The organism is Mycobacterium sp. (assembly GCF_036488105.1).
Taxonomy (GTDB): Bacteria; Actinomycetota; Actinomycetes; order Mycobacteriales; family Mycobacteriaceae; genus Mycobacterium.
Map to the genome: position 1 here is coordinate 1 of NZ_DASXHW010000109.1, position 20,570 is coordinate 20,570.

General features: G+C 65.6%; 18 protein-coding genes. 11 read left to right on the forward strand and 7 right to left on the reverse strand.

All coding sequences use genetic code 11. The annotated features are described in order from the left end of the window. Window positions 1–42 precede the first annotated feature (42 nt). A complete protein-coding gene (locus VGH54_RS05730) occupies window positions 43–1,158 on the reverse strand; it encodes an aromatic ring-hydroxylating oxygenase subunit alpha (RefSeq protein WP_331510970.1) in 1,116 nt (371 codons plus the stop codon). A 186-nt stretch (window positions 1,159–1,344) separates the two neighbouring features. On the opposite strand from VGH54_RS05730, the gene VGH54_RS05735 reads away from it, so the two are divergent. Further along, window positions 1,345–2,568, forward strand: a complete 1,224-nt coding sequence (locus VGH54_RS05735) for a cytochrome P450 (protein ID WP_331510972.1) — start codon at window positions 1,345–1,347, stop codon at window positions 2,566–2,568. Window positions 2,569–2,574: 6 nt separating this feature from the next. Here VGH54_RS05735 and VGH54_RS05740 read toward each other — a convergent pair whose 3' ends face one another. Next, window positions 2,575–2,766, reverse strand: coding sequence for a ferredoxin (locus VGH54_RS05740; RefSeq protein WP_325688507.1), 192 nt, complete (start codon window positions 2,764–2,766; stop codon window positions 2,575–2,577). Between the two features lie 16 nt (window positions 2,767–2,782). Beyond that, window positions 2,783–5,164: a CoA transferase gene (locus VGH54_RS05745; protein WP_331510973.1), complete on the reverse strand. Its 2,382-nt coding sequence runs from the start codon at window positions 5,162–5,164 to the stop codon at window positions 2,783–2,785. 192 nt (window positions 5,165–5,356) lie between these two features. Between VGH54_RS05745 and VGH54_RS05750 the strand changes: the two genes are divergently transcribed. Both VGH54_RS05750 and VGH54_RS05755 read left to right on the forward strand, forming a co-directional pair. Further along, complete coding sequence (locus VGH54_RS05750) at window positions 5,357–6,178, forward strand: FadR/GntR family transcriptional regulator (protein WP_331510974.1); 822 nt, start codon at window positions 5,357–5,359, stop codon at window positions 6,176–6,178. A 12-nt stretch (window positions 6,179–6,190) separates the two neighbouring features. After that, on the forward strand, window positions 6,191–6,919 hold the full coding sequence (locus VGH54_RS05755; protein WP_331511017.1) for an SDR family oxidoreductase: 729 nt from the start codon (window positions 6,191–6,193) through the stop codon (window positions 6,917–6,919). Window positions 6,920–6,928: 9 nt separating this feature from the next. On the opposite strand, the gene VGH54_RS05760 is transcribed toward VGH54_RS05755, so the two are convergent. Beyond that, the gene (locus VGH54_RS05760) at window positions 6,929–7,780 is read right to left on the reverse strand and encodes an LLM class flavin-dependent oxidoreductase (protein ID WP_331510975.1); all 852 of its coding nucleotides are present in this window, start codon (window positions 7,778–7,780) and stop codon (window positions 6,929–6,931) included. A 92-nt stretch (window positions 7,781–7,872) separates the two neighbouring features. Between VGH54_RS05760 and VGH54_RS05765 the strand changes: the two genes are divergently transcribed. From VGH54_RS05765 to VGH54_RS05785, 5 genes are read left to right on the forward strand one after another with little or no spacing between them, the layout of a single operon-like run. Continuing rightward, window positions 7,873–8,952, forward strand: coding sequence for an acyl-CoA dehydrogenase family protein (locus VGH54_RS05765; protein ID WP_331510976.1), 1,080 nt, complete (start codon window positions 7,873–7,875; stop codon window positions 8,950–8,952). Beyond that, window positions 8,949–10,082 (forward strand): acyl-CoA dehydrogenase family protein, encoded by a 1,134-nt coding sequence (locus VGH54_RS05770; RefSeq protein WP_331510977.1) that lies wholly within the window; start codon window positions 8,949–8,951, stop codon window positions 10,080–10,082. Before VGH54_RS05765 ends, VGH54_RS05770 begins: the two co-directional genes overlap by 4 nt. Before the next feature lie 2 nt (window positions 10,083–10,084). Next, window positions 10,085–11,233, forward strand: coding sequence for an acyl-CoA dehydrogenase family protein (locus VGH54_RS05775; protein WP_331510978.1), 1,149 nt, complete (start codon window positions 10,085–10,087; stop codon window positions 11,231–11,233). Beyond that, window positions 11,230–12,165, forward strand: coding sequence for an acyl-CoA dehydrogenase family protein (locus VGH54_RS05780; protein ID WP_331510979.1), 936 nt, complete (start codon window positions 11,230–11,232; stop codon window positions 12,163–12,165). Before VGH54_RS05775 ends, VGH54_RS05780 begins: the two co-directional genes overlap by 4 nt. Then, window positions 12,162–13,664, forward strand: coding sequence for a class I adenylate-forming enzyme family protein (locus VGH54_RS05785; RefSeq protein WP_331510980.1), 1,503 nt, complete (start codon window positions 12,162–12,164; stop codon window positions 13,662–13,664). Before VGH54_RS05780 ends, VGH54_RS05785 begins: the two co-directional genes overlap by 4 nt. On the opposite strand, the gene VGH54_RS05790 is transcribed toward VGH54_RS05785, so the two are convergent. Then, window positions 13,665–13,973, reverse strand: coding sequence for a DUF732 domain-containing protein (locus VGH54_RS05790; protein WP_331510981.1), 309 nt, complete (start codon window positions 13,971–13,973; stop codon window positions 13,665–13,667). It lies immediately after the preceding gene. Window positions 13,974–14,241: 268 nt separating this feature from the next. Here VGH54_RS05790 and VGH54_RS05795 point away from each other — a divergent pair, with 268 nt between their 5' ends. The 3 genes from VGH54_RS05795 to VGH54_RS05805 all read left to right on the forward strand — a co-directional run bounded on the left by VGH54_RS05795 (window position 14,242) and on the right by VGH54_RS05805 (window position 17,427). Further along, window positions 14,242–15,276, forward strand: a complete 1,035-nt coding sequence (locus VGH54_RS05795; protein WP_331510982.1) for a hotdog fold thioesterase — start codon at window positions 14,242–14,244, stop codon at window positions 15,274–15,276. A 79-nt stretch (window positions 15,277–15,355) separates the two neighbouring features. Further along, window positions 15,356–16,549, forward strand: coding sequence for an amidohydrolase family protein (locus VGH54_RS05800; protein ID WP_331510983.1), 1,194 nt, complete (start codon window positions 15,356–15,358; stop codon window positions 16,547–16,549). Between the two features lie 29 nt (window positions 16,550–16,578). After that, complete coding sequence (locus VGH54_RS05805; protein ID WP_331510984.1) at window positions 16,579–17,427, forward strand: enoyl-CoA hydratase-related protein; 849 nt, start codon at window positions 16,579–16,581, stop codon at window positions 17,425–17,427. 58 nt (window positions 17,428–17,485) lie between these two features. On the opposite strand, the gene VGH54_RS05810 is transcribed toward VGH54_RS05805, so the two are convergent. Together VGH54_RS05810 and VGH54_RS05815 are read right to left on the reverse strand one after the other, a co-directional pair. Then, entirely contained in the window at window positions 17,486–19,186 is a 1,701-nt protein-coding gene (locus tag VGH54_RS05810; protein ID WP_331510985.1) for an FAD-binding protein, read from the reverse strand. Next, on the reverse strand, window positions 19,183–20,562 hold the full coding sequence (locus tag VGH54_RS05815; RefSeq protein ID WP_331510986.1) for an aromatic ring-hydroxylating dioxygenase subunit alpha: 1,380 nt from the start codon (window positions 20,560–20,562) through the stop codon (window positions 19,183–19,185). Before VGH54_RS05815 ends, VGH54_RS05810 begins: the two co-directional genes overlap by 4 nt. Between the last annotated feature and the right edge of the window lie 8 nt (window positions 20,563–20,570).

Consider the following 20,570-nt stretch of genomic DNA (forward strand, 5'->3'; position numbering starts at 1 on the left):
TTCCGTCGCATGCGGGTGCCGCCCCAACCGGCACGCGGGACATCAGGCTCCTGCAGCCGCCGGGTCCGGATCACCGTTGGCGGTGTAGCCGAAGTCGTCCCGCGCAGCCTCTTCACCCGGGTAGAAGCGATGCGCCCAGCGACGCAGCGCGGCGTAGTCGTGCGCCTCTTCCGGTGCGAGATTGGGCTTCTCCAGATACTTCATGTTCTCCCAGGTGAAGAAGTCCTGCTTGATCACCTCTTGCTGCAGCGCCAGGAACTTGGCGGCGCGCCCGGTGGGCGCGTCGCCGGTGTCGCCGGGTTCGCGAACGGACGCCTGGGTGTAGAAGTAGTCGGTGTAGTCCTCGTCGACCGGAGTCTGCCCGGTCACCTCGATGGTGGCCACCAGGTCGCTGGGGAAGCGGACGATGCCGAGACCCAGTGAATAGTTGTCATAGACGATCTTGGCATCGACCGGACCGTTCGGGGTCAGCCAGGTCTCCGCCCGGCCGCCGCCGAAGTGGGCACTGACGGTGGCGTGCAGGTGGTAGCCGTCGACCTCGAATGAGGTGGTGTTGGCCGGGTTAGCGGCCTTGTGCACGTATTGCACGTGATACGGGTCGGCGGCGTTTTCGATGATCATCTGCGCATGCACCTTGACCCGGTTGAGCATTCGGCTGTGCGGGTGCAGCGGGTAATACTCGCCGGTTTCCAGCTCGGGCAGCACCGGCGGCTGCCAGTACGGCGCCCGACCGTGCCGCTCGTGCCAGACCAGGATGAAGCCGTACCACTCCGTACTGTGGTAGGTGCGGACGCGGACATTGTTCTTGCAGCCGATCTTGCTGTACGGGATCAGCGCATTCGTGCCGTCGCCGCGCCACTGCCAGCCGTGCCAGGGGCAGACGATGTTCTCCCCCTCGACCGTGCCACCGACACCCATGTTGGCGCCCAGGTGCTGGCAGTACGCGTCGAGCACGTTCACCTCGCCGGACTCGGTGCGGAACAGCACCATTTCCTCGCCGAAGTAGTGGACCCGCTTGACCTCGCCGGCCGCCAGGTCCGAGGCAAAGCCGACGATGAACCATCCGGTCGGGAATCGGTACGGCGACAGGCTGATGCCGCTGGGCCCGAATTCGCGTTCGGACGGATCGATGGAGGTGTCCGAAACTGTGTCCGTCACTACCTTCTCCGTTCCCGCGCAGCCACCTGGTGCACGGCGCGCTGACGCTTGCCGCACTTGGCGGACTCAAGTCTATTTTTACTATTTTAAGCATTGAACGTCAACGCACGCCGCGGCCGACGGTAGGGTGAGCCAACACACCGGCCCCCTTCAAAGCGCGAGCGTCGAGGAGAATCGAGGTTGCGAATGACGGCTTCGACAGTCGACCTGTCCGATTTCGCATTGTGGCGCAATGGCTTTCCCGATGACGTGTTCACCGAGCTACGCCGCACCAGACCGCTGTTCCGCCACGGGCTGACGCCTGGTGTCGCAAAGACCGTCAAGCGGGATTTCTGGATGACGACCAAACACCGGCACGCGGTGCGCCTGCACCGCGACCACGAGTCGTTCACGGCCGTAGACGGTCCGCTTATCCAGCCGGCCGACCTGTTCGCGTCGTATTCGACGATCATCACCCTGGACCCGCCGGAGCAGAGCAAGCACCGAAAACTCATCTCGAGTGCCTTCACGCCTCGGGCGATCGCCCAGCTCGAAGACGGCATTCGGGCCCGTGCATCGCGGATGATCGACGACCTGCTCGCCCGCGGAGGCGGTGACTGGATCGACGATGTCGCCGACGCGCTGCCGATGACCGTCATCGGCGACATCATCGGCATTCCGGAAAAGGACCGGCCGCGCATCTTCGACGGCTTCGACCACATTCTGAAGGTCCAATCCAAAGGCGCCCAGATGGACAACGACGTGTTCGCGTCGATTTTTAGCTACGCGATGGAACTGACGGCCGAGAAACGGCGCAATCCGGCCGACGACATCTGGAGCACGATTGCGTCCGGCGTCATCACCGGTGACGACGGTGAGCAATTCAGCTTGGCCGCAAACGAACTCGAGTTCTTCTTCTTCGTGCTCGCGTTTGCCGGCAGCGATACCACCAAGAACGCGCTGGCGATCGGACTGCAGGCGTTCGTGGCGAATCCCGATCAGATTCAGCGGTACCGCGACGACGAGTCGGTGCGATCCAGCGCCGTCGAGGAAGTGCTGCGCTGGGCGTCGCCGGTCGCGTACTGGACCCGCAGCACCAAGGTCGACATCGAAATGGACGGGCAGCACATCCCCAAGGGCGAGCGGGTGGTGTCGATGTTGCGTTCGGCGAATCGCGACGAGGAGGTCTTCTCCTCACCGTTCACCTTCGACATCGGCCGCCAACCCAACCCACATGTCGCGTTCGGCGGCGGCGGAGCGCACCATTGCCTGGGCGCGATGCTGGCCCGCGCCGAGATCGGCGCCGTGCTGGATGAACTGCTGCTGCGCGGCGACGGATTCACTCTCGGACCGGCCCGGGTGACCTACCCGAATCTGACCACCAACATGTCGATCTACGACGAGATGCCGATAACGCTGAGACCGCGTTAGGCGCTCTCAGTCGACCAGTCGCAGCGCCGCCTTGGGACACTGGTCGACCGCGGCCGCCACGTCGATCTTCAAATGCTCCGGCACGTCGGCGTCGGCGACGTGCACCACGTCGGATTTCCCGATCACGAAGATGTCCGGCGCCAACGATTCGCAGAATCCATTGGCCTCACACAACGTTTCGTCGACGATTACGCGCATCGCTTACTCCCTTTTTTCACAGCCCTTTGGGCCTGGTGCCGATCACCCCGGCCGACGCCAGGCGGGCGAGTTCTTGGTCGGTGAGCCCACATCTGTCCCGCAGTACCTCGTCGTTGTGCTCACCGAGCGTGGGCGGCGGGCGCATCAGCCACGCGCGCTGGCCGCCGAGCGGGGCGAACGGCGGGCGCGGGTACCGGCCTGGACCGGTGCGCGGATGCTCGAGCGTCTCCAAGAACCCGCGGTCGTTGAGCTGGTCGTTCTCGGTGACCAACGACGGCGACACCACCGGTGCGACGGGAACGCCCGCAGCGCCAAGCTCATCCACGGCGCGGCGTAGCTCCTGGCCGCGGAACCAGTCCTGCAGCTGACAGTCGATCTCGTCGGCGTGAGCTTGTCGACCCGCGACAGTGCCGAACCGGTCGTCGTCGGTCCAGGACGGGCGGCCCATCACGTCGACCAGCGCCTGCCACTGGTCGTCGGTGCGAACCGTGACGGCGACCCAGTCGTCGTCGCCCGCGCAGCGGTAGAGGTTCTGGACGGCCCAGCCGTGTCCACGGTTGCCCCGCCGGCTCAGCGTGACGCCGAATACCTCGGCTTCCATCGGCTGAATCGCGGTGACGTTCAGTACCGTCTCGATCATCGGCAGCTCGACGAGCTGGCCGACTCCGGTGCGATCGGTGAAGCACAGCGCCGCCGTCACAGCGAACGCCGCGTGAACACCGGCCAGCGGGTCACACGCACCCCGGGGCGGGATGGGCGGACCGTCCGCGAGTCCGGTGACCCAGGCCAGGCCGGCGATCTGCTCCATCGTCGGCGCGAACCCGACCCGGTCGCGCCATGGACCGTCCAGCCCGAAGGCCGGCATCCGGGCGACGACCAGTCGCGGATTGATCGCCAGCAAGGCATCCGCGGTCAGCCCGAAGTGTTCCATCACCCGCGGGGAGAAGTTCTCAATCACCACGTCGGCGTCGGCGACGAGTTCGCGGAACAGGCGACGCCCGTCGTCCGACCCCAAATCCAGTGTCACAGAACGCTTGTTGGTGTTCATGGCGTGGAACACCCAGCCGTATTCCCACCAGTCGTCCCGGTCTTTTCGCATGCCGCCCGAGTACCGGATGCCGTCGGGGCGCTGGATCGACTCGACTTTGATGACGTCGGCGCCGAACGCGGCGAGCAGGTGCGTGGCGGCGGGCCCGGCCCAGAACGCGGTCAGATCGACGATCCGAATGCCAGCCAGCGGCAGCCGGGGATCCGACGGCGGCTCGCCGTACTCGCGGGTGGGCCATGGCGCGGTGTCATCGGCCTCGCCAAGCGCCGGTGCGCCGCGCAGCGCGGCCGGTTTGCACTGCGACATCAGCCATGGGGTGCGTGGCTGATGGAAGCCCGCCGGATTTTCCACGAACGCCCCGCGTTCCCTGGCGTAGGCGGTCTCCCGGATGGTCGCGCCGTTACCCAGCGCCGCGATCGGCAACCGGAACAGCTGTCCGAGCTCGACGACTTCGGCGACGGTGCGTTCGGCCAGCCACGGCCGGATCCGCTCCCGGATGAAGTCGCGGTACTGCCATCGCCCGATTTGGAAACTCAGCTGCGGGATCTCGGTCAGCTCCGCGCAGTCGACCATCGCCGCGAAATCCAGCCACTGCTGGCCAGTGACCATGGTGATCCCGACGTAGCCGTCTTTGACCGGCTCGATCGACGGGACTTCGATGGTGCGTAACACCGGCGGCGCTTGCAGCAGATGGGAATGCAGCCACTCGCCGCTTTGCATCAGCGTGATTGCTTCCAGCATCGACAAATCGAGATGCTCGCCGGGTCCACCGTGCTCGACGCGGCGGCGCACGGCCAGCGCGCCGAACGCGGCGAACACCCCGCCCATGTACTCCCCCAGGTCGCCGCCGATCGCGATCGGTGGTCCGGCTGGGTCGCCGCGGAAGCCGGTCAGGCCCGACCAGGCCTGCAAGGTGAACTCGCTGGCGGCACGATCAGCGTACGGACCGGTCCAGCCGAAATCGGAGATGGTGACGATGACCGCCCGCGGGAACTCCGTCAGCACCTGCTGCGGATCGATGCCCAAGTGGGCCGCCTCCGACCGGGTGGCCGTCACGACGATGACGTCGGCGCCGGCGAGCTCGGAGCGAAGGTCCGCAGCGGACGAGGTCACGCTGCGCTTTCCGGCATTGAGATACCCGAATAGGGGCGAGTCCGCGCCGGTCGGGACGGCCGATCCGCTTGCGCTGAACCGGCGCAACCAATCCCCTTGTGGCGGTTCAATTTTCCTGACGTCGGCGCCAGCGTCGACCAACAACTTTCCGCAGTAACTCCCGGCGATGCGGTCGCTGATCTCGACAACACGGACGTCCGCCAGCGGTGTCGGTCGGCTGTCGTGCCCGTCGCTCAACGTGTTTCCGTCTACGCTCGTCGGGTTGGTGTCTATACCATCTTAGTAAATTTGCCGATCGGACTCCGCTCGCATTCGGGCCGAGCGCTTGACCAGCGCGGCTATTATGCCATTACTGCTAAAATTGCAGTATATGGAGTTCGCGGCTGCAGCGGCCGCGGCTCCGTTCAGCCGTTCCGCTGCTGGAATCAGATGACTGCGCTGGGAATTGGCCCCGAGGCGCGACGTCGACTGTCGGCGCCGCGGATCGCCGAGATCGTCGCGGACGAGTTGCGGCGACAGATCATCGACGGTGAATTGGCCGACGGCGATCTGCTGCCCCGCCAGGAAGTGCTCGTCGAGCAGTTCAACGTCAGCCTCGTCTCGCTGCGAGAAGCGTTGCGAATCCTGGAGACCGAAGGCCTGGTATCGGTCCGGCGCGGTAACCGGGGCGGCGCTATCGTGCACGCGCCGGCCAAGACCAGCGCCGCCTACATGTTGGGCCTGCTGTTGCAGAGCGAGTCCGTGGTCGTCGCCGATCTCGGGACGGCGATCCTGGAACTCGAACCCGCGTGCGCGGCGCTGGCGGCTCAGCGCACCGACCGCGCCGACACCATCGTGCCCGAGCTCAAGGAAATCAACGACGCGATGGAGACGCATCTGGAAGACGGGCCCGAGTTCACCGAAATCGGGCGTCGATTCCACGATTCCGTTGTCCGCGGCTGCGGCAACCGCACGATCATCGCCGTTGTCGGCACCCTGGAAACGCTGTGGACCAGCCACGAGCAGCAGTGGGCCGACGAGAGCGCCGCCAAGGGCACCTACCCGTCGCTGACCAAACGGCGCGCCGTGCTCAACACGCACGTCAAGCTTGCCGACATGATCGCGGCCGGTGACGTCGACCGGGCGCGCCGGATCGCCGCCCGGCATCTGTCCGACACCCAGAGCCACGTGCTGGCCGCCGGACCGGACCAACGGATCTACGCGGTGTCGCCGCAAGCGTTGGGCCGCCCGCGGGACAACCGTCATCTCTAAGTCGTGGACGAGCTGATCGGTGCGAGAACGGCACTGGTAACCGGTGGCAGTGGTGGCATCGGGAAGGCCTGCGCCGCCAAACTTTGCGAACTGGGTTACGACGTAGTGCTTTCGGCACGCCGGGTTGACCCGCTGCGCGCCGCGGCCGACGAGATCGGGGCCCGATACATCGCCGCCGATGCGTCCGACCCGAACGGCTTCGCGCAGGCTATCGCCCCGCTGGAGACGGTCGACCTTGTGGTACACGCGGCGGGCACCCTGGGCGGGACTTACGCGCGCAAGCAGACTTTCGAGCAGTGGCAGACGATCATGTCGGCCAACCTGGACTCGTGCTTCGTGGTGACCGCGGCCGCGCTGCCGAAGATGCGTCCCGGCTCCCGGCTGGTGTTCATCTCGTCCTCCGCGGCGCACGAACCGATGATGGCCCGCACCGCCTATTCGGCGTCCAAGGCCGGGATGAACGCTTTTGCCCGTGCGCTGGCACTCGAAGTCGACCGGGACGGCATCGCCGTGCACATCGTGACGCCGGGGCCGGTGGAAACCGAGATGCTGCAGGATGTTCCGTTCGAGATGAACGCCATTGCGGTTTCCGATGTCGCCGACGCCGTCGCGTGGCTCGACACCGTAGACCCATCAGTGGACCTGCCGGAGATCCGGTTGCACGCGGTGCGACGCGGCCCGTTCGCGCGCGAGCCCGTTGTGCCCGATGAGGTTCGCCGCCGTGCCGCACAGCGTCAATGACCGGGCCCGCTATCGCGGGAACGTCTTGATCACCGTTTCGCCGAATTCGTGCAGCGACTCCGGAGCGGCGAAATCAGCGAACCAGACATAGAACCGCTCAACGCCTTGACCGGACAAATTACTGAAATGTCCAGACAATTCGTCGGCGTCACCACAAATCAGGCCTGATCCGAGATTGCCGAAGCGCCGGGCGCTCACCTCACGCACCTTGGCCGGATCGCTGTCCTCGCGAACGAAACCGATCATCTGCTGAATCGACACCCGGGCCGACCCGGCGGTGGGGGCGAGCTCCGCCAGCCTGTCGATGTGGTTGGCCGGGATGTTCCACCAATCCGCATATCTGCGAACAAGTTCCATCATTCGCCGGCCAGTCCCACCGAGGATCAGCGGTATCGGATGCGTGGGAAGCGGCGACTGGCTGCGAGTGGCATCGTCACCGCGTCCCCAGTACTGGCCTATCACGTCGAGATGACTTTCGAGCTGTTTGACCCGGGCAACCGGATCTTGTTGCCCGACATCGAATCTGGTGAACTCCGCAGGCCAGGATCCGGAGCCGAGACCGAGCTCGAACCTACCGTCCGACGCTTCCGACAATGTGACGGCCTGCTTGGCCAGCACCGCCGGATGACGAAAGGCGTCACAGAGCACCAGGTGGCCGATCCGCAACCGCTCGGTCTTTGCGGCCACCCAGGTGGCGACGCTCATTGCCTCCCAAATGCTTTCGTCGCGCAGGCCGGGCGCTTCGAGGTGGTCGATGAACGCTATGCCGGTGAATCCGCTGTCTTCGGCGTGGCGTGCGCGATCGACAATGTCGGCGACCGGCACCCTCACCTGCGGTAGGAACAGGTACCACTCCGCCATTACCCACCACCATTCGGATCGCTGAAGTCACCACGCCGCCGCGATTGACGTTTGTCGCGCTAGTTTACTATTTTTATTATGTTAGGGGCCTTATGGACGTCGGACTGAATTCGGGTCAACTTGCGCTGCGCGACAGCGTGCGCGACGTCCTGCGTGCCGAGTGCCCGCCGGCGATCGCGCGGCAGGCCATGACGGATCCCAATCGCTGGCGCACGCTCTGGAAGACGGTCGTCGACCTCGGCTGGAGCGAACTTGCCGTGCCCACCGCCGAGGGCGACAGCACCTTCGGTCGGATGGATCTCACCGTTGTCCTCGAGGAGTGCGGCGCGGCGCTGGCGCCTGTTCCGTTGCTGTCCAGCGTCGGCCTGGCCGCGGGTCTGCTGCGTCTGGCCGGTCCCGGCGTCGACGATGTGCTGACCGAGATCGGCAGCGGTGTGGTGGCCGCGCTGGCCGTTCACCCACCGGCCCATCGGCTGCCCGCGGTCCCGATGACGCTGCAGGACGGGCGGGTGCACGGGCGGGCAGTCGCGGTGCCCGGCCTCCCCCGCGCCGAACTCGTCGTCACCCTGGCCTCGTCAGCCGACGGACCGGTCGCCGCCGTCGTGCGCGTCGGCGATGGCGTGACCGTGCACGAAGCCGAATGCACCGACCCCGCCCAGCCGGTCGCCGACGTCGAGATCGACGCCGACGCGATAGCCATCGCGCCGGTGGACCTGGAGTCAGCTCTGGCAACACCGCTGGTCGCGGCCGCCGCCGATCTGGTCGGTGTCGCCGGCGCCGCGCTGGACCGCGCGATCGACTACGCGAAGACTCGCCAGCAGTTCGGCAAGCCGATCGGCGCGTTCCAGGGCATCAAGCACGCCTTGGCCGACAACTATGTCGCGCTGGAGCGCGCCCGCAGTCTGACCTACGCCGCGGCCACGCGGCTCGACGACCCGGCGACCTCAACTACCGCGGGCTGGAACGCGGCGGCCTTGGCCAAGGCGGCGGCAGCCGAGGCTGCGGTCGGCTGCGGGCGCACCGCGGTACAGGTCCACGGCGCGTTGGCGCAGACCTGGGAGCACGACATGCACCTCTATCTGCGGCATGCCTGGCAAGGTGCCTCGACGCTGGGCGACAGCCGCGCGCTCTACCACGCGGTGGGACGCCGCTTCGCTGGGAGCGCCGCATGACGCACACGGAGCTCAAGACAGATCTTGTCGCCGAATACGCGGCGTGGCTGACGGACTTCCTGCCGAGCGACTACTACGAGCGCTATCGCGAATACCGATGGGACATCGGACTTCGTCGAGCTCACCAACGCGCGGCTTTCGAGGCGGGCTGGCTGCAGCCGACCTGGTCGCCCGAGCATGGTGGCCGATCACTCGGGTTGGCCGAGGCGATGGAGATCCGACTCGAGGCGGCGATGCGATCGGCGCCCAAACTACCCAACGTCGCCGGGCCGGGTGTTGCCGCACCCGGCATCCGCCAATTCGGCACCGCCGCGCAAATCGACCGTCTGCTGGTCCCCTTGCTGCGCGGCGACGAGTGGTGGGCACTGGGCATGTCCGAGCCCGAAGCCGGCTCCGACTTCGCCAGCCTGCGCACCCGTGCTGTGCGCGACGGCGACGTGTTCCGGGTCAAGGGCAGAAAGATCTGGACGACGCAGGCCCACCAGTCACGATGGTGCACACTGTATGCCCGCACCGATCCGGACGCGCCCAAGCATCGCGGAATCTCTTGCCTCATACTCGATCTCGAATCCCCCGGGGTCACCATCGAACCCATTCGGATGGCATCGATCTCCGATGAGACCTTCTGCGAAGTCATTCTCGACGATGTCGAGATTCCGGCCGACAGTTTGCTTGGACCTGTCAACGGCGGATGGCAGGTGGCGATGTCGTCGCTCAACCATGAGCGGCAGATGATCTGGATCATGAACTGGGTCGAGATCCAGCGCGGCCTCAGCTCGGTGCGGGATTCCCAGGCCACCGACGACGACTACGCCTCAGGTGAGGTCTTCGCCGAACTCGGCTCGCTGCTCGCCGACGCCGAAGCACTTCGGGCCACCGGCTACCGCGCGCTGAACAACGAGCTGGCCGGCCGGCCGAGCCCCGAAGCCGACATTCTCAAGCTCCTCGGTTCGCAAACACTGCAGCGGGTTTGGGAGCTTTCCGCCGCGGCGGCCGGGCCACGTTCGATCGACGACACCGATCTGCTCTTCGAACGCCAGGACGCCCTGGCGGCGACCATCTACGGCGGAACATCCGAGATCCAACGCAACATCATCGCCGAGCGACTGCTCGGTTTGCCGAAGGGATGACGATGGATTACGACCTCGGCACCGATGCTGCCGAACTCAGAAAGCGCTTGCGGGACTTGATCGCCACGCATATCCCCGAAGGCTTCCTCGGCGCCTGCACCAACGACCCCAAGGACCTGGCGACCACCGAGTCGTTCTGCAAAATGCTCGCATCCGATGGGCTGCTGGCCCTGGCCTGGCCGAAGGAACACGGCGGTGGCGGCGGTTCGGTGTGGCAGCAGACCGTGTTACGCGAGGAGATGTGGGCCCACCACGAACCCCGCGGTGCCCAGTACATGGGCATCAACTGGGTCGGGCCGGCGCTCATGCGATACGGAACCACCGAGCAGAAGGCCAAACACATGGCCGCCATCGCTGCCGGTGAGGTCATCTGGTGTCAGGGCTTTTCCGAACCTGAGGCCGGAACGGACCTCGCGTCACTGCGGACCCGCGCGGTTCCTGACGGTGACGGTTGGCGCATCACCGGGCAGAAAGTCTGGACCTCCTACGCCCAGATGGCGTCATGGTGCGTGCTGGCTGCGTGCACCGACCCGAATGCCCCGAAAGCCAACCGGCTCAGCCTCTTTCTGGTTCCGATGGACCGGGCTGGCATCACCGTGCGGCCAATCCGCTCGATGCTCGGGCCCCATCACCTCAACGAGGTCTTTCTCGACGGTGTCGAGGTGTTTCCCGACGAGGTCCTCGGCGAGTTGGGCGACGGCTGGCGGGTGATGCGCGAAGCGCTTGCCTTCGAGCGCGTCGGCATCGCCCGATACGCCCGGTGTGAGTCACTGCTCGACCGGATGCAAACCGAACTCGGTGACAACTGGGACGAGTTGCCCGAGTCCATCCGCGCGCGCTGGGTGCGGGCACTGATCGACCTTCGAATCGCGCGCCTGCTGGCCTACCGCGCGGTCTCACTGCAGGACGACCCGTCAGCCGGTGCCGCGGCCAGCGCCGCGCGCATCGCGACCACCACCTGCGACCAGCAAGTAGCCGAGCTGCTGTTCGACGTGCTCGGGCCGACGGCGCTGGACAGCGGCTTGTCGGCGGCGCTGCACGGCGCCGTCGAAGACCACTGGCGTTACGCCCAGGCGGCCACGGTCGCGTCCGGAACCATCGAAGTGCAGCGGATGCTCGTCGCGCGGGAAACCTTGGGAGCTCACGGATGAAAACCGCTCTGCCAGAAGATATCGCCGAGTTCTCCGCTGTCGCCACCAAACGGCTGGCCCGGTTCGGCGGACCCCAGGCCGCGCTGCAGGCCGAGACCGACGACCGGCTCCGGCAGGATGCCCGGACCGCACTGTCCGACCTCGGCGCATTCGACCTCGACGTGCGATCCTCTTCCGAGGACCTGCTGGCAGCCGCGGTGCTCTGCCAGGCTGTCGGCGCAACGGCGCTGCCCTATCCGTTAATCGAGGAGCTACTGGCGATCGACGGTGCCCGGCTCGCCTTGGTGAATCCCGAAGCACCCCGGATCGATCACGGCGACTTGGCCGGCGACTGGATCGGCGCCGACCTCGATGGCGCGCGCTACCGGGTGCAGCCGTCGTCACGCACTGACGCCAAGCTCGGACCGTTTCTGGTTCCGGCCACGTTGGGCCCGCCCGACGGGACGGTGCCGGCCGCCGACATCGATCTGCATCTGACGCTGGGGTCTTGGCGGATCGTCGGCGCAGTGCAGCAGTGCCTGGAGATCACTCGCCAGCACGTTGTCGCGCGGATGCAGTTCGGCAAGCCGCTGGCGGAATTCCAGGCGGTCCGGTTCACGGTCGCCGATGCCGCAGTCGCGGCACGCGGGCTTCACGAGCTCGCCAAGTACACCATCAGCCGCGTCGAATCTGTTCCGGCCCAGGTTCGTTCGGCGGACGCACTGATCCTCCGCCTCAAGGCCGGCGAGACCGCACGACAAGTCCTGCGCGCCGCGCACCAGTTACTGGGAGCCCTGGGCTTCTGCGACGAGTCCGACGTCAGCGTGCTCGACCGGCACACGCAGCCGCTGATCCGGCTGCCGGTCAGCACCGAGGTGCTCGCGCTGCGGCTGCTGCCCGGCATCCGCGACGGGGGGTTCGAGACGCTGTTCTCGGGATCGGTATCGGCGTGAGCACCGAGCACGTCGCCGCCGAAGAGGCTTCCCAACCGCTTGACGAAGGAATCCCGTTCGGCGCCAAACTTCAGCAGCTCGCCGAACAGCGTTGTGACGATACTGCTCTGACCGTCATCGCACGTGACGGTACGGGACACTCGATGACCTTCGCCGGATTGGACCGCCGAGCCAATCAATGGGGACGCGCGCTGACAGCCAGCGGCGCTGAGGTCGGTTCGCTTGTCGCACTGGCGATTCCCAATTCCGAGCAACTGGTCTTGGCCGTGCTGGGCTGTTGGAAGATCGGCGCCGTCCCGGTTCCGATGCGCTGGGATCTGCCCGACTGGGAGCGGTCCCGGGTGCTGGAGGTCATCGACCCGCCGGTCACCATCGACGAACAGACGCTGTCGACATTCACCGCGCGCGCCGGCGACCAGTCCGACGACCCGCTGCCGGCGGTCGTGTCCCCCAACGCCAATGGGATTTGCAGCAGCGGATCCACCGGCCTGCCGAAGGTCATTCTGACTCTGGCGCAAGGCGTGTGGACGCCGGAGTCGTCGTTCCCATTCCTGGCCGCCTGGGCGCCGACCGCGCAACCCCAGACCATCCTGGTGCCCGGTCCGATGTATCACACCAACGGCTTCTCGCCACTTACCTACCTGCTGGGCGGCGACCAATTGGTGGTGCTCGAAAAGTTCGACGCGGCAACCGTTGTGGACGCGATCGAGCGCTACCGCGTCACCAACTTCACCGCAACACCGACGATGCTCGCGCGCATCGCGGCCCTTCCCGACATACGCCGGCGGGATCTATCCAGCGTCGCGTGGATCTTGCAAGGTGCCGCGGTGATGCCGCATGCGCTGCTACACACTTGGTTCGAGTTGCTCAGCCCCGAACAGGTCGTGATGGCTTACGGGATGACCGAGGGCCTGGGAATCACCGCATTACGCGGTGACGAGTGGCTGGCGCACGTTGGCAGTGTCGGCCGCGGTTTCCGGGACACCGAAGTGCTCATCCTGGACCAGCAGGGCGAGCCGGTGAGTCCCGGTGAACTCGGCGAAATTTATCTGCGCTCGCCGATGAGCGCCGGATACCGCTACCTGGGCGGCGCGCCGCTGCTGCCGTCGACACCCGACGGGTTCCGGACCGCAGGCGATGTCGGCCACGTCGACGCCGACGGTTATCTCTACATCGCCGATCGCCGCAGCGACATGATCATCACCGGCGGCGCCAATGTCTTTCCCGCCGAAGTGGAATGCGCGCTCGCCGAACACGAAGGCATCGCCGATGTGGTGGTCATCGGACTCTCCGACCGCGACTGGGGCCGCCGGGTGCACGCCGTGGTCCAACTGGCCGACAGCACACAGTCGCTGACCGAACGGGATGTCATCGTCTACGCCAAGACCCGCCTGGCCGCCTACAAGGTGCCCAAGACCGTGGAGTTCGTCGATCAGATCCCCCGCACGGACGCGACCAAGGTCAACCGCTCAGCCATGGTCGAAGCCCGCGGCGGCTGATCACATCAGCGGGGGGCCGGGGTTGAGCCAGCGCGTCGAGTCGTCGGTATGGCCGATGTATTGCGGGCAGTAGGCGGAGATGGCAACGCCGACGAAGTAGCTGGACTGCCTCATCGAAAGGTCCGTATCCTTCATCAGCTTCAACGCGAGAAGGCTGGTTTTCGCACGCTGATCGAGTCCGGCGCACACCGTGTGGGCCATAGCAATTGCGGCGTTGTCATCCGGAAGGACGATCCCGCCCTTGGCGAGGGCATCAACGAACGCACCGTCGTTCGGGTCCGCTGACGCCGGAGCCGCCGAAAACAGCACGGCGGCAAATACCAGGACGGCACACGGTATCGATCGCGCGGTGCCATCGAAGGCCATACGTGATGCTAGCCGAGATCGAGACGTTTCTCTTCGCGGCCGAAACCGTCGGAGTGACGTCTCAGCTGATGCTGTCGACGGCCGTAGCAACCCTGGTCTGGAATCGGCCGGCAACGGGATGTACCCGAGCCAACGCCGTTCTAACTTTCCCTTCGCAACGCGCGGTAACCTCATTCTCACAGCGCAACGCGCGTGGTATTGAGGAGGCGGCATGGCCGGCGACGACGAAGCCGAACCGACGACCCGGGACGCGCGGTTCATCAAGACCGCGGTTGAGATCCTGCGCGAGACCGGGCGCACCGACTTCACCGTGCAAGAAGTGGTGGCCCGCTCCAAAACATCGCTACGGGCCTTCTACCAGCACTTCAGCAGCAAGGACGAATTGCTGATCGCGCTGCTGGAGCGGACGATGGCGCAGTCGACGCAGGCCTGGCGCACCGAGACGACCGGGCTGGACAGCGGTGCCGCGATCAAGCTGATCATCGACCGGATCAGCGCGGAACCCGAGTCGAGCACGCAGGACAGCCTGAATCGGGCGATGAACCTCTACAACCAACACCTCTCCGAAACCAGGCCGCGAGACTACGCCCGGGTGCTCTCGCCGCTGCACGACCTGCTCCGCGATGTCGTCCAGCGCGGCATCACCGAAGGAGTTTTCCGGCCCAACCTCGATGTCGGGCCGGCGGCGGCGATCGTCATGCAGACCATCTTGGGCGCCCTCCGATTGCATTGGCTGGGAGCCGAATTGACCGGTTCGCCGATCGATGCGGCCCACCTGTACGACTTTTGCATCCGCGCGCTGGGCAACGACGACGCCGTGCAAGTGGCGCCGCCGACACTCGCTGAGTTGTTCGACCAGATCGGGATGCGGCCCGGCACGCACAACGGCGAGTTCGCGATGACGATCCCGGTGAGCCCGCAGGTGGTCAACACCTCCGGCGCCCTGCAGGGCGGTCTGATCGCCACGCTCATCGACGTCGCCGGCGGACACTTCGGGGTGCAGCATCTGCGAGAGGGCACCACGATGACCACCGCCGACATGAACATCCGCTACCTGCGTCCGATCCGCCAGGGCATGGCATACGCAGTGCCCCGGATGCTGCGAAATGGGCGACGCGCGATGGTCATGCAGGTCGACGTCCTCAGCGATGCTGACGGCGAGGAAACGCTGCTCGCCACGGCAACGGTGAACTTTGCCGTTATAAGTGGCGCAACCCCGAAACTGCCCGACCGCCCGCCGGGCTGACCTGCCGATTACACCTCGCTACGCAGAGGTGGTAACGTCATTACCACCTCGTGAGAATCCAGACTTCAAGGAGATCGCCATGCCGTCACGCGAGCTTTCCTTCCCGGTGTTCGATGCCGACAACCACATGTACGAGCCGCAGGAAGCGCTGACCAAGTACCTCCCGGAGAACCGCAAGCGGGTCATCGACTACGTCGAGGTGCGCGGCCGCACCAAGATCGTGGTTCGCGGGCACATCAGCGAGTACATCCCGAACCCGACCTTCGAGGTCGTCGCGAAACCCGGTGCGCAGGAGGACTACTTTCGCAACGGCGCGCAGGGCAAGACCTACCGCGAGATCCTGGGCGAGCCGATGAAGGCGATTCCTGCGTTCCGTGAGCCGGGTGCGCGCCTCGAGGTGATGGACGAACTCGGCATCGACTACGCGCTGATGTTCCCGACCCTGGCCAGCCTGGTCGAAGAGCGCATGAAGGACGACCCGGAGATGACCCACGACGTCATCCACGCGCTCAACGAGTGGATGCACGAGCAGTGGTCGTTCAACTACCAGGACCGCATCTTCGCCACCCCGGTGATCACCCTGCCGATCGTCGACCGCGCGCTCGAAGAACTCGAATGGTGTCTGGAGCGGGGCGCCCGCACCGTGCTGGTCCGGCCGGCGCCCGTGCCGGGTTTCAAGGGCAGCCGATCATTCGGCCTCGAGGAGTTCGACCCGTTCTGGCAGGCCTGCATCAAGGCTGACATCCCGGTCTCGATGCACGCCTCGGACAGCGGCTACTCGGAGTTCGCCAGCGTGTGGGAGCCCGGCGACGAGTTCCTGCCGTTCAAGCCGACCGCCTTCCGTAGCTTCGCGATGGGCCACCGGCCGATCCTGGACGCGATGGGTGCGCTGGTCTGCCACGGCGCACTGTCCCGCAACCCCGAGCTGCGGATCTTGTCGATCGAAAACGGCGCCGACTGGGTGCCGGACCTGTTCAAAGGCCTCAAGGGCGTCTACAAGAAGATGCCGCAGGCCTTCCTCGAGGACCCGATCGAGGCGTTCAAGCGGTGCGTGTACATCACCCCGTTCTGGGAGGACCGGTTCACCGAGATCGTCAACATGGTCGGCACCGACCGGGTGCTGTTCGGATCCGACTGGCCGCACCCCGAGGGCCTGAAGGACCCGATCACCTTCGTCGACGAGCTCACCGACTTCGGCGAAGAGGACGTCGCCAAGATCATGGGCGGCAACCTGATGAAACTGATGAAGGTCGCCAAGCCGGTCTCGGCCTGATTCGCCGCGCACCGTAATAGGGTCGCCAGATGGAGCGGCGCACTCTGGAAGCGGTTATCTACGAACGTGAACCGCCGATCGCGCGGATCATCCTGAACCGGCCCGACAAGGCCAACACCAAGGATGCGACGTTGGTGCAGGAGGTCGATGCCTGCCTGCACGAAGCCGACCGTGACCGCGATATCAAAGTCGTGGTCATCAAGGCCAACGGCAAAGGTTTCTGCGGCGGGCACGTGGCCCGCTGGGGTCCCGACGAGAATCCTTATCCCGATTTCGGGGACACGTTCGAGGATCTCTACAAAGGCACCGCCGATCTGTTTCTGTGGCCGACGTTGTACCTGTGGGAGTTTCCGAAACCGACGATCTCGCAGATTCACGGCTACTGCATGGGTGGTGGGATTTATCTGGGCCTGCTGACCGACTTCTGCGTGGCATCCGAGGACGCTTTTTTTCAGATGCCGCTTGCCCAGAGCCTCGGTGAACCGGGTGGGCACACCATGATCGAGCCGTGGCTGCTAATGAATTGGCATCGCACCATGGACTGGCTGCTGCTGGCGCCGACGCTGTCGGCGGCTGAAGCGCTGGAGTGGGGGCTGCTCAACAAGGTGGTGCCCCGCGACGATCTCGAGAACACCGTCGAGGAGATGGCCCGCAAGATCGCCCAGATCCCGTTGACCACGTCGATGGCGGTCAAGAACAGCGTGAAGCGCGCTTACGAGTTGATGGGTATGCGGGTGCACCTGCAAGTCAGCCACATCCTGACCAACATGGTCGGCGCTGCTTCCGACGTCCAGGAACGTCGGGCCCAACTCATGCAATCGGGTTTGAAGCCACGGGATTTCGTCGGCCGCGACGAAGCTGAACCCGGCCCAACGTGACGGCACAGTCACAGTTGCGGCTGAACATGACTGCAGCGTCACGCTCGGCGTCGCAGGTTCAGCGGCTCTTTTCGCCGGCGAGCTTGCGCCCAGCCGCGTGCCGAGCGGCGACGTAACCAAACACCATTGAGCTGGCGATGCTCGCGCCGGCGCCCGGATAGGTTCGGCCCATCACCGTCGCGGTGGTGTTGCCGGTCGCATACAGGCCCTCGATCACCTGATCCTTCTCGTCGAGCACCTGTGCGTGCTCGTTGGTGATCACGCCACCGCACGTCCCGACGTCGGCCGGCAGCACCCTCGTTGCGTAGAACGGCGCCTTTTCCAGCGGACCGACGGCGGCGTTGGGCCGATACCCCGGATCGCCCAGGCAGTCGTTGTAAGCCGACTGTCCTCTGCCGAAGTCGGGGTCCAGTCCTTTGACCGCGAACTGGTTGAAGCGATGGATCGTACGCGTCAATTCGTCTGCGGGGAGCTCCGTTTGGCGGGCCAGGTCCTCGATGGTGTCGGCACGTTTGACCGCACCGGAATCGATCAGCTCGGACGGCAGCTGTTGGTTGCGCTTCAGCGGGTTGACGCTGGTGACGTAGCGCCGAACGTATCCGTCGTCGAAGACCATCCAGCACGGCACCGCCTTGTTCGCGTACATCGCCTTGCCGACCTCCACGTAGGAGTTCGACTCGTTGCAGAATCTCCTGCCGGTCGAGTCGACGTAGATGGCCCCGGGTCGTTGACGACCCGAGCCCAACGACGCGGCAACTGCCCCGCCGTTGGCGATGAAAACCGAAGGCAACCACCATGCTTCGTCCAACAGATCGGTCTTAGCACCCAGTCGCATCGCCGTCTGCAGCACCTCGCCAGTGTCGCCGGCGTTGGCGATCGACCACTTGGCGTCGTTGGGTTGATCGCCGCTGTAGCGCTGCCGCATCTCGGCGTTGTGGCCGAAGCCACCGGCGGCCAACAACACTCCCCTGCGCGCCTCGACGTTCAGCGGTGTGCCGTCGTGGACGATGCGCGCACCGACGACTCGGCCGTCTTCGACGATGAGGTCGGCAAGAGCGGCGTTGATCCACAGCGGTGGCTGTCCGTCGCCGAGATCGATCAGCGCCTTGAGCATCTGAGCGATCAGCGAGGCGCCATTGGTCAGAATCTGGCGCCGACGTATCCGCGCCGCGGCGGTGCGAAGGAACACCCGGGTCGCCACAGCGAAAGCCCTTGGCGCACGGTTGAAATACTGCACCGAGCGGAGCTCGTTGGTCAGCACCACGTAGCCGTAGTTCTTGGCCAGCGGCGGCTGCACTTTGTCACTCCAGCTGCCCAACTCCGCGGCGTCGAACGGAATGCCCTCGACGGCGCGGCCGACGGAGTTGCCGCCCTTGTGGTTCGGGTAGTAGTCGCTCCACCCTTCACAGCGGATGAGCTTCACGCCTTTGCGAATCAAGAAGTTCAGCATCTCGTAGCCCGCGGTCAGAAACATCTCGCGGCGCTCGGGTGACGATGGCGCGCCGACGTCGCCCACGACGTCGGCAAGATAGGCAAGGCCGTCGTCATGCGAATCCGCTATGCGGTCGGCCCGCATCAGCGGGTTGTTGGGCAGCCAGACGATGCCACCGGACAATCCCGTCGAACCACCCACCAGGGCTTGCTTTTCCACGATCAGCGGCTCGAGACCGCAGTCGAGCGCGGCCAGTCCCGCCACCATGCCGCCGCCGCCGCTGCCGGCGATCACCAGGTCAACTGACCGGTCCCATTGCGTGGTCATCGCGCCTCCGAGGTGAAACCGAGATCGGCGATCGGTACATCGATGGTGGTGTTCGTCTTCTGGATTGCGGGTACCAGTGCGTCGTACGGCAAGCCGGCGAGAAAGCCGTCTACGACGCGTTCGAAGTTCGAGATCAGCCCTTCGATCTGGTCTGATAACCGCATGTACTCAAAGCCCTTGGAATGCAGTCCTTTTTGCTGCCGCGGCAGGTTGGAGAAGTCCTGAGCCGGAATCGGCGGCCAGCGCGGATCGTCCGGCGACAACGGCTCCGGTGGTGTGGGCTTTCCGGTGGACAGGTCGCTCGGCGTCCGAGTCAGCGACCAGATCTCGAACAGGGTTTCCTCGGGGCCGAGCGGGCGGATCCGGTAGGACGAGGCGCTGCTGTAGGTGGGCAGGATGAAGTGGTGCGGGAAGGCGAAGCCGATCGCATCGGTGATCCCCCGTCGGACGAGGTCGTTCAGGTCGGGCATGTCGCTTCCCCGCGCCCGATGCCAGGCCACCACCGCGTCGTTGAGGGCGCCGCGCCAACCGGCCAGCGCCTCAGCCGGATCGGAGGGCAGCGCGATGGTCTGCATGCCCTCGGCGATGCGGATGTCGTTCTCATGGGTCATGCCACCCATGCCGTCGCCCAGCGTGCGCATGAAGTACAGACTGCTCGCGACGATGGGATGCACGGCTTCCGACGGGGTGCTGGTCTGCGCCGACGGCAGCAACTGCGGGTGCGTCTGCGGGACGTGGTAGCCCTCCATGAACGCGGCCGTCGCCAACTTCCAGTTCACCGGCAGCCGGCAGGATTGCCACCACTCGACACGCAGCGACTCGACTTTCCAGGCGTCGTAGATCGATGCGAAGGGTTCCATCCAGTCGCGAAGCGGCGGGGCGTTGTCGTCGAGGTTGATCCACACGCATCCGCCCCAGAGCTCGCATTTGACCGAGACGAGCTGCAAGTCGTCAGCGGACATGTTCTCCTCGGCGAAGGCCTCGGGTCGCAACACGAATGTGTTGCGACCGTCGATACCCCAGCACCAGCCGTGGAACGGGCAGACGAAGGTCCGCCGGGCCCCAGCAAGAGCGCCGTTGCCCTCGACCAGCTTCACGCCGCGGTGACGACAGGCGTTGTGGTAGGCCCGCACGGTGTCGGCATCGAGTCGCACGACGATGATCGACTGGTCCAGGATCTCGTATTCGACGAAGTCGCCGGCCTTGGGGATCTCCTCCAGCCGGCACGCCATCTGCCACACCCGCGGCCAGAACAGCTCGGCTTCCAGCGCGTAGAAAGCGGGGTCGTAGTAGCGCTGCTTGGGAATCCGGTCCGGGCTCTCAACGGCCAACGGCACCGGCAGCGGTGTCCAGTTCACGTCAGTTCGCGAGTTCATCCGATCAT

What these genes read in the sequence shown, in the direction of transcription:
- VGH54_RS05770 (WP_331510977.1), top strand. Translation starts at nt 8,949, where the DNA reads ATGACGCACACGGAGCTCAAGACAGATCTTGTCGCCGAATACGCGGCG.
- VGH54_RS05740 (WP_325688507.1), bottom strand. Translation starts at nt 2,766, where the DNA reads ATGCGCGTAATCGTCGACGAAACGTTGTGTGAGGCCAATGGATTCTGC.
- VGH54_RS05765 (WP_331510976.1), top strand. Translation starts at nt 7,873, where the DNA reads ATGGACGTCGGACTGAATTCGGGTCAACTTGCGCTGCGCGACAGCGTG.
- VGH54_RS05775 (WP_331510978.1), top strand. Translation starts at nt 10,085, where the DNA reads ATGGATTACGACCTCGGCACCGATGCTGCCGAACTCAGAAAGCGCTTG.
- VGH54_RS05795 (WP_331510982.1), top strand. Translation starts at nt 14,242, where the DNA reads ATGGCCGGCGACGACGAAGCCGAACCGACGACCCGGGACGCGCGGTTC.
- VGH54_RS05750 (WP_331510974.1), top strand. Translation starts at nt 5,357, where the DNA reads ATGACTGCGCTGGGAATTGGCCCCGAGGCGCGACGTCGACTGTCGGCG.
- VGH54_RS05810 (WP_331510985.1), bottom strand. Translation starts at nt 19,186, where the DNA reads ATGACCACGCAATGGGACCGGTCAGTTGACCTGGTGATCGCCGGCAGC.
- VGH54_RS05735 (WP_331510972.1), top strand. Translation starts at nt 1,345, where the DNA reads ATGACGGCTTCGACAGTCGACCTGTCCGATTTCGCATTGTGGCGCAAT.
- VGH54_RS05780 (WP_331510979.1), top strand. Translation starts at nt 11,230, where the DNA reads ATGAAAACCGCTCTGCCAGAAGATATCGCCGAGTTCTCCGCTGTCGCC.
- VGH54_RS05760 (WP_331510975.1), bottom strand. Translation starts at nt 7,780, where the DNA reads ATGGCGGAGTGGTACCTGTTCCTACCGCAGGTGAGGGTGCCGGTCGCC.
- VGH54_RS05815 (WP_331510986.1), bottom strand. Translation starts at nt 20,562, where the DNA reads ATGAACTCGCGAACTGACGTGAACTGGACACCGCTGCCGGTGCCGTTG.
- VGH54_RS05805 (WP_331510984.1), top strand. Translation starts at nt 16,579, where the DNA reads ATGGAGCGGCGCACTCTGGAAGCGGTTATCTACGAACGTGAACCGCCG.
- VGH54_RS05800 (WP_331510983.1), top strand. Translation starts at nt 15,356, where the DNA reads ATGCCGTCACGCGAGCTTTCCTTCCCGGTGTTCGATGCCGACAACCAC.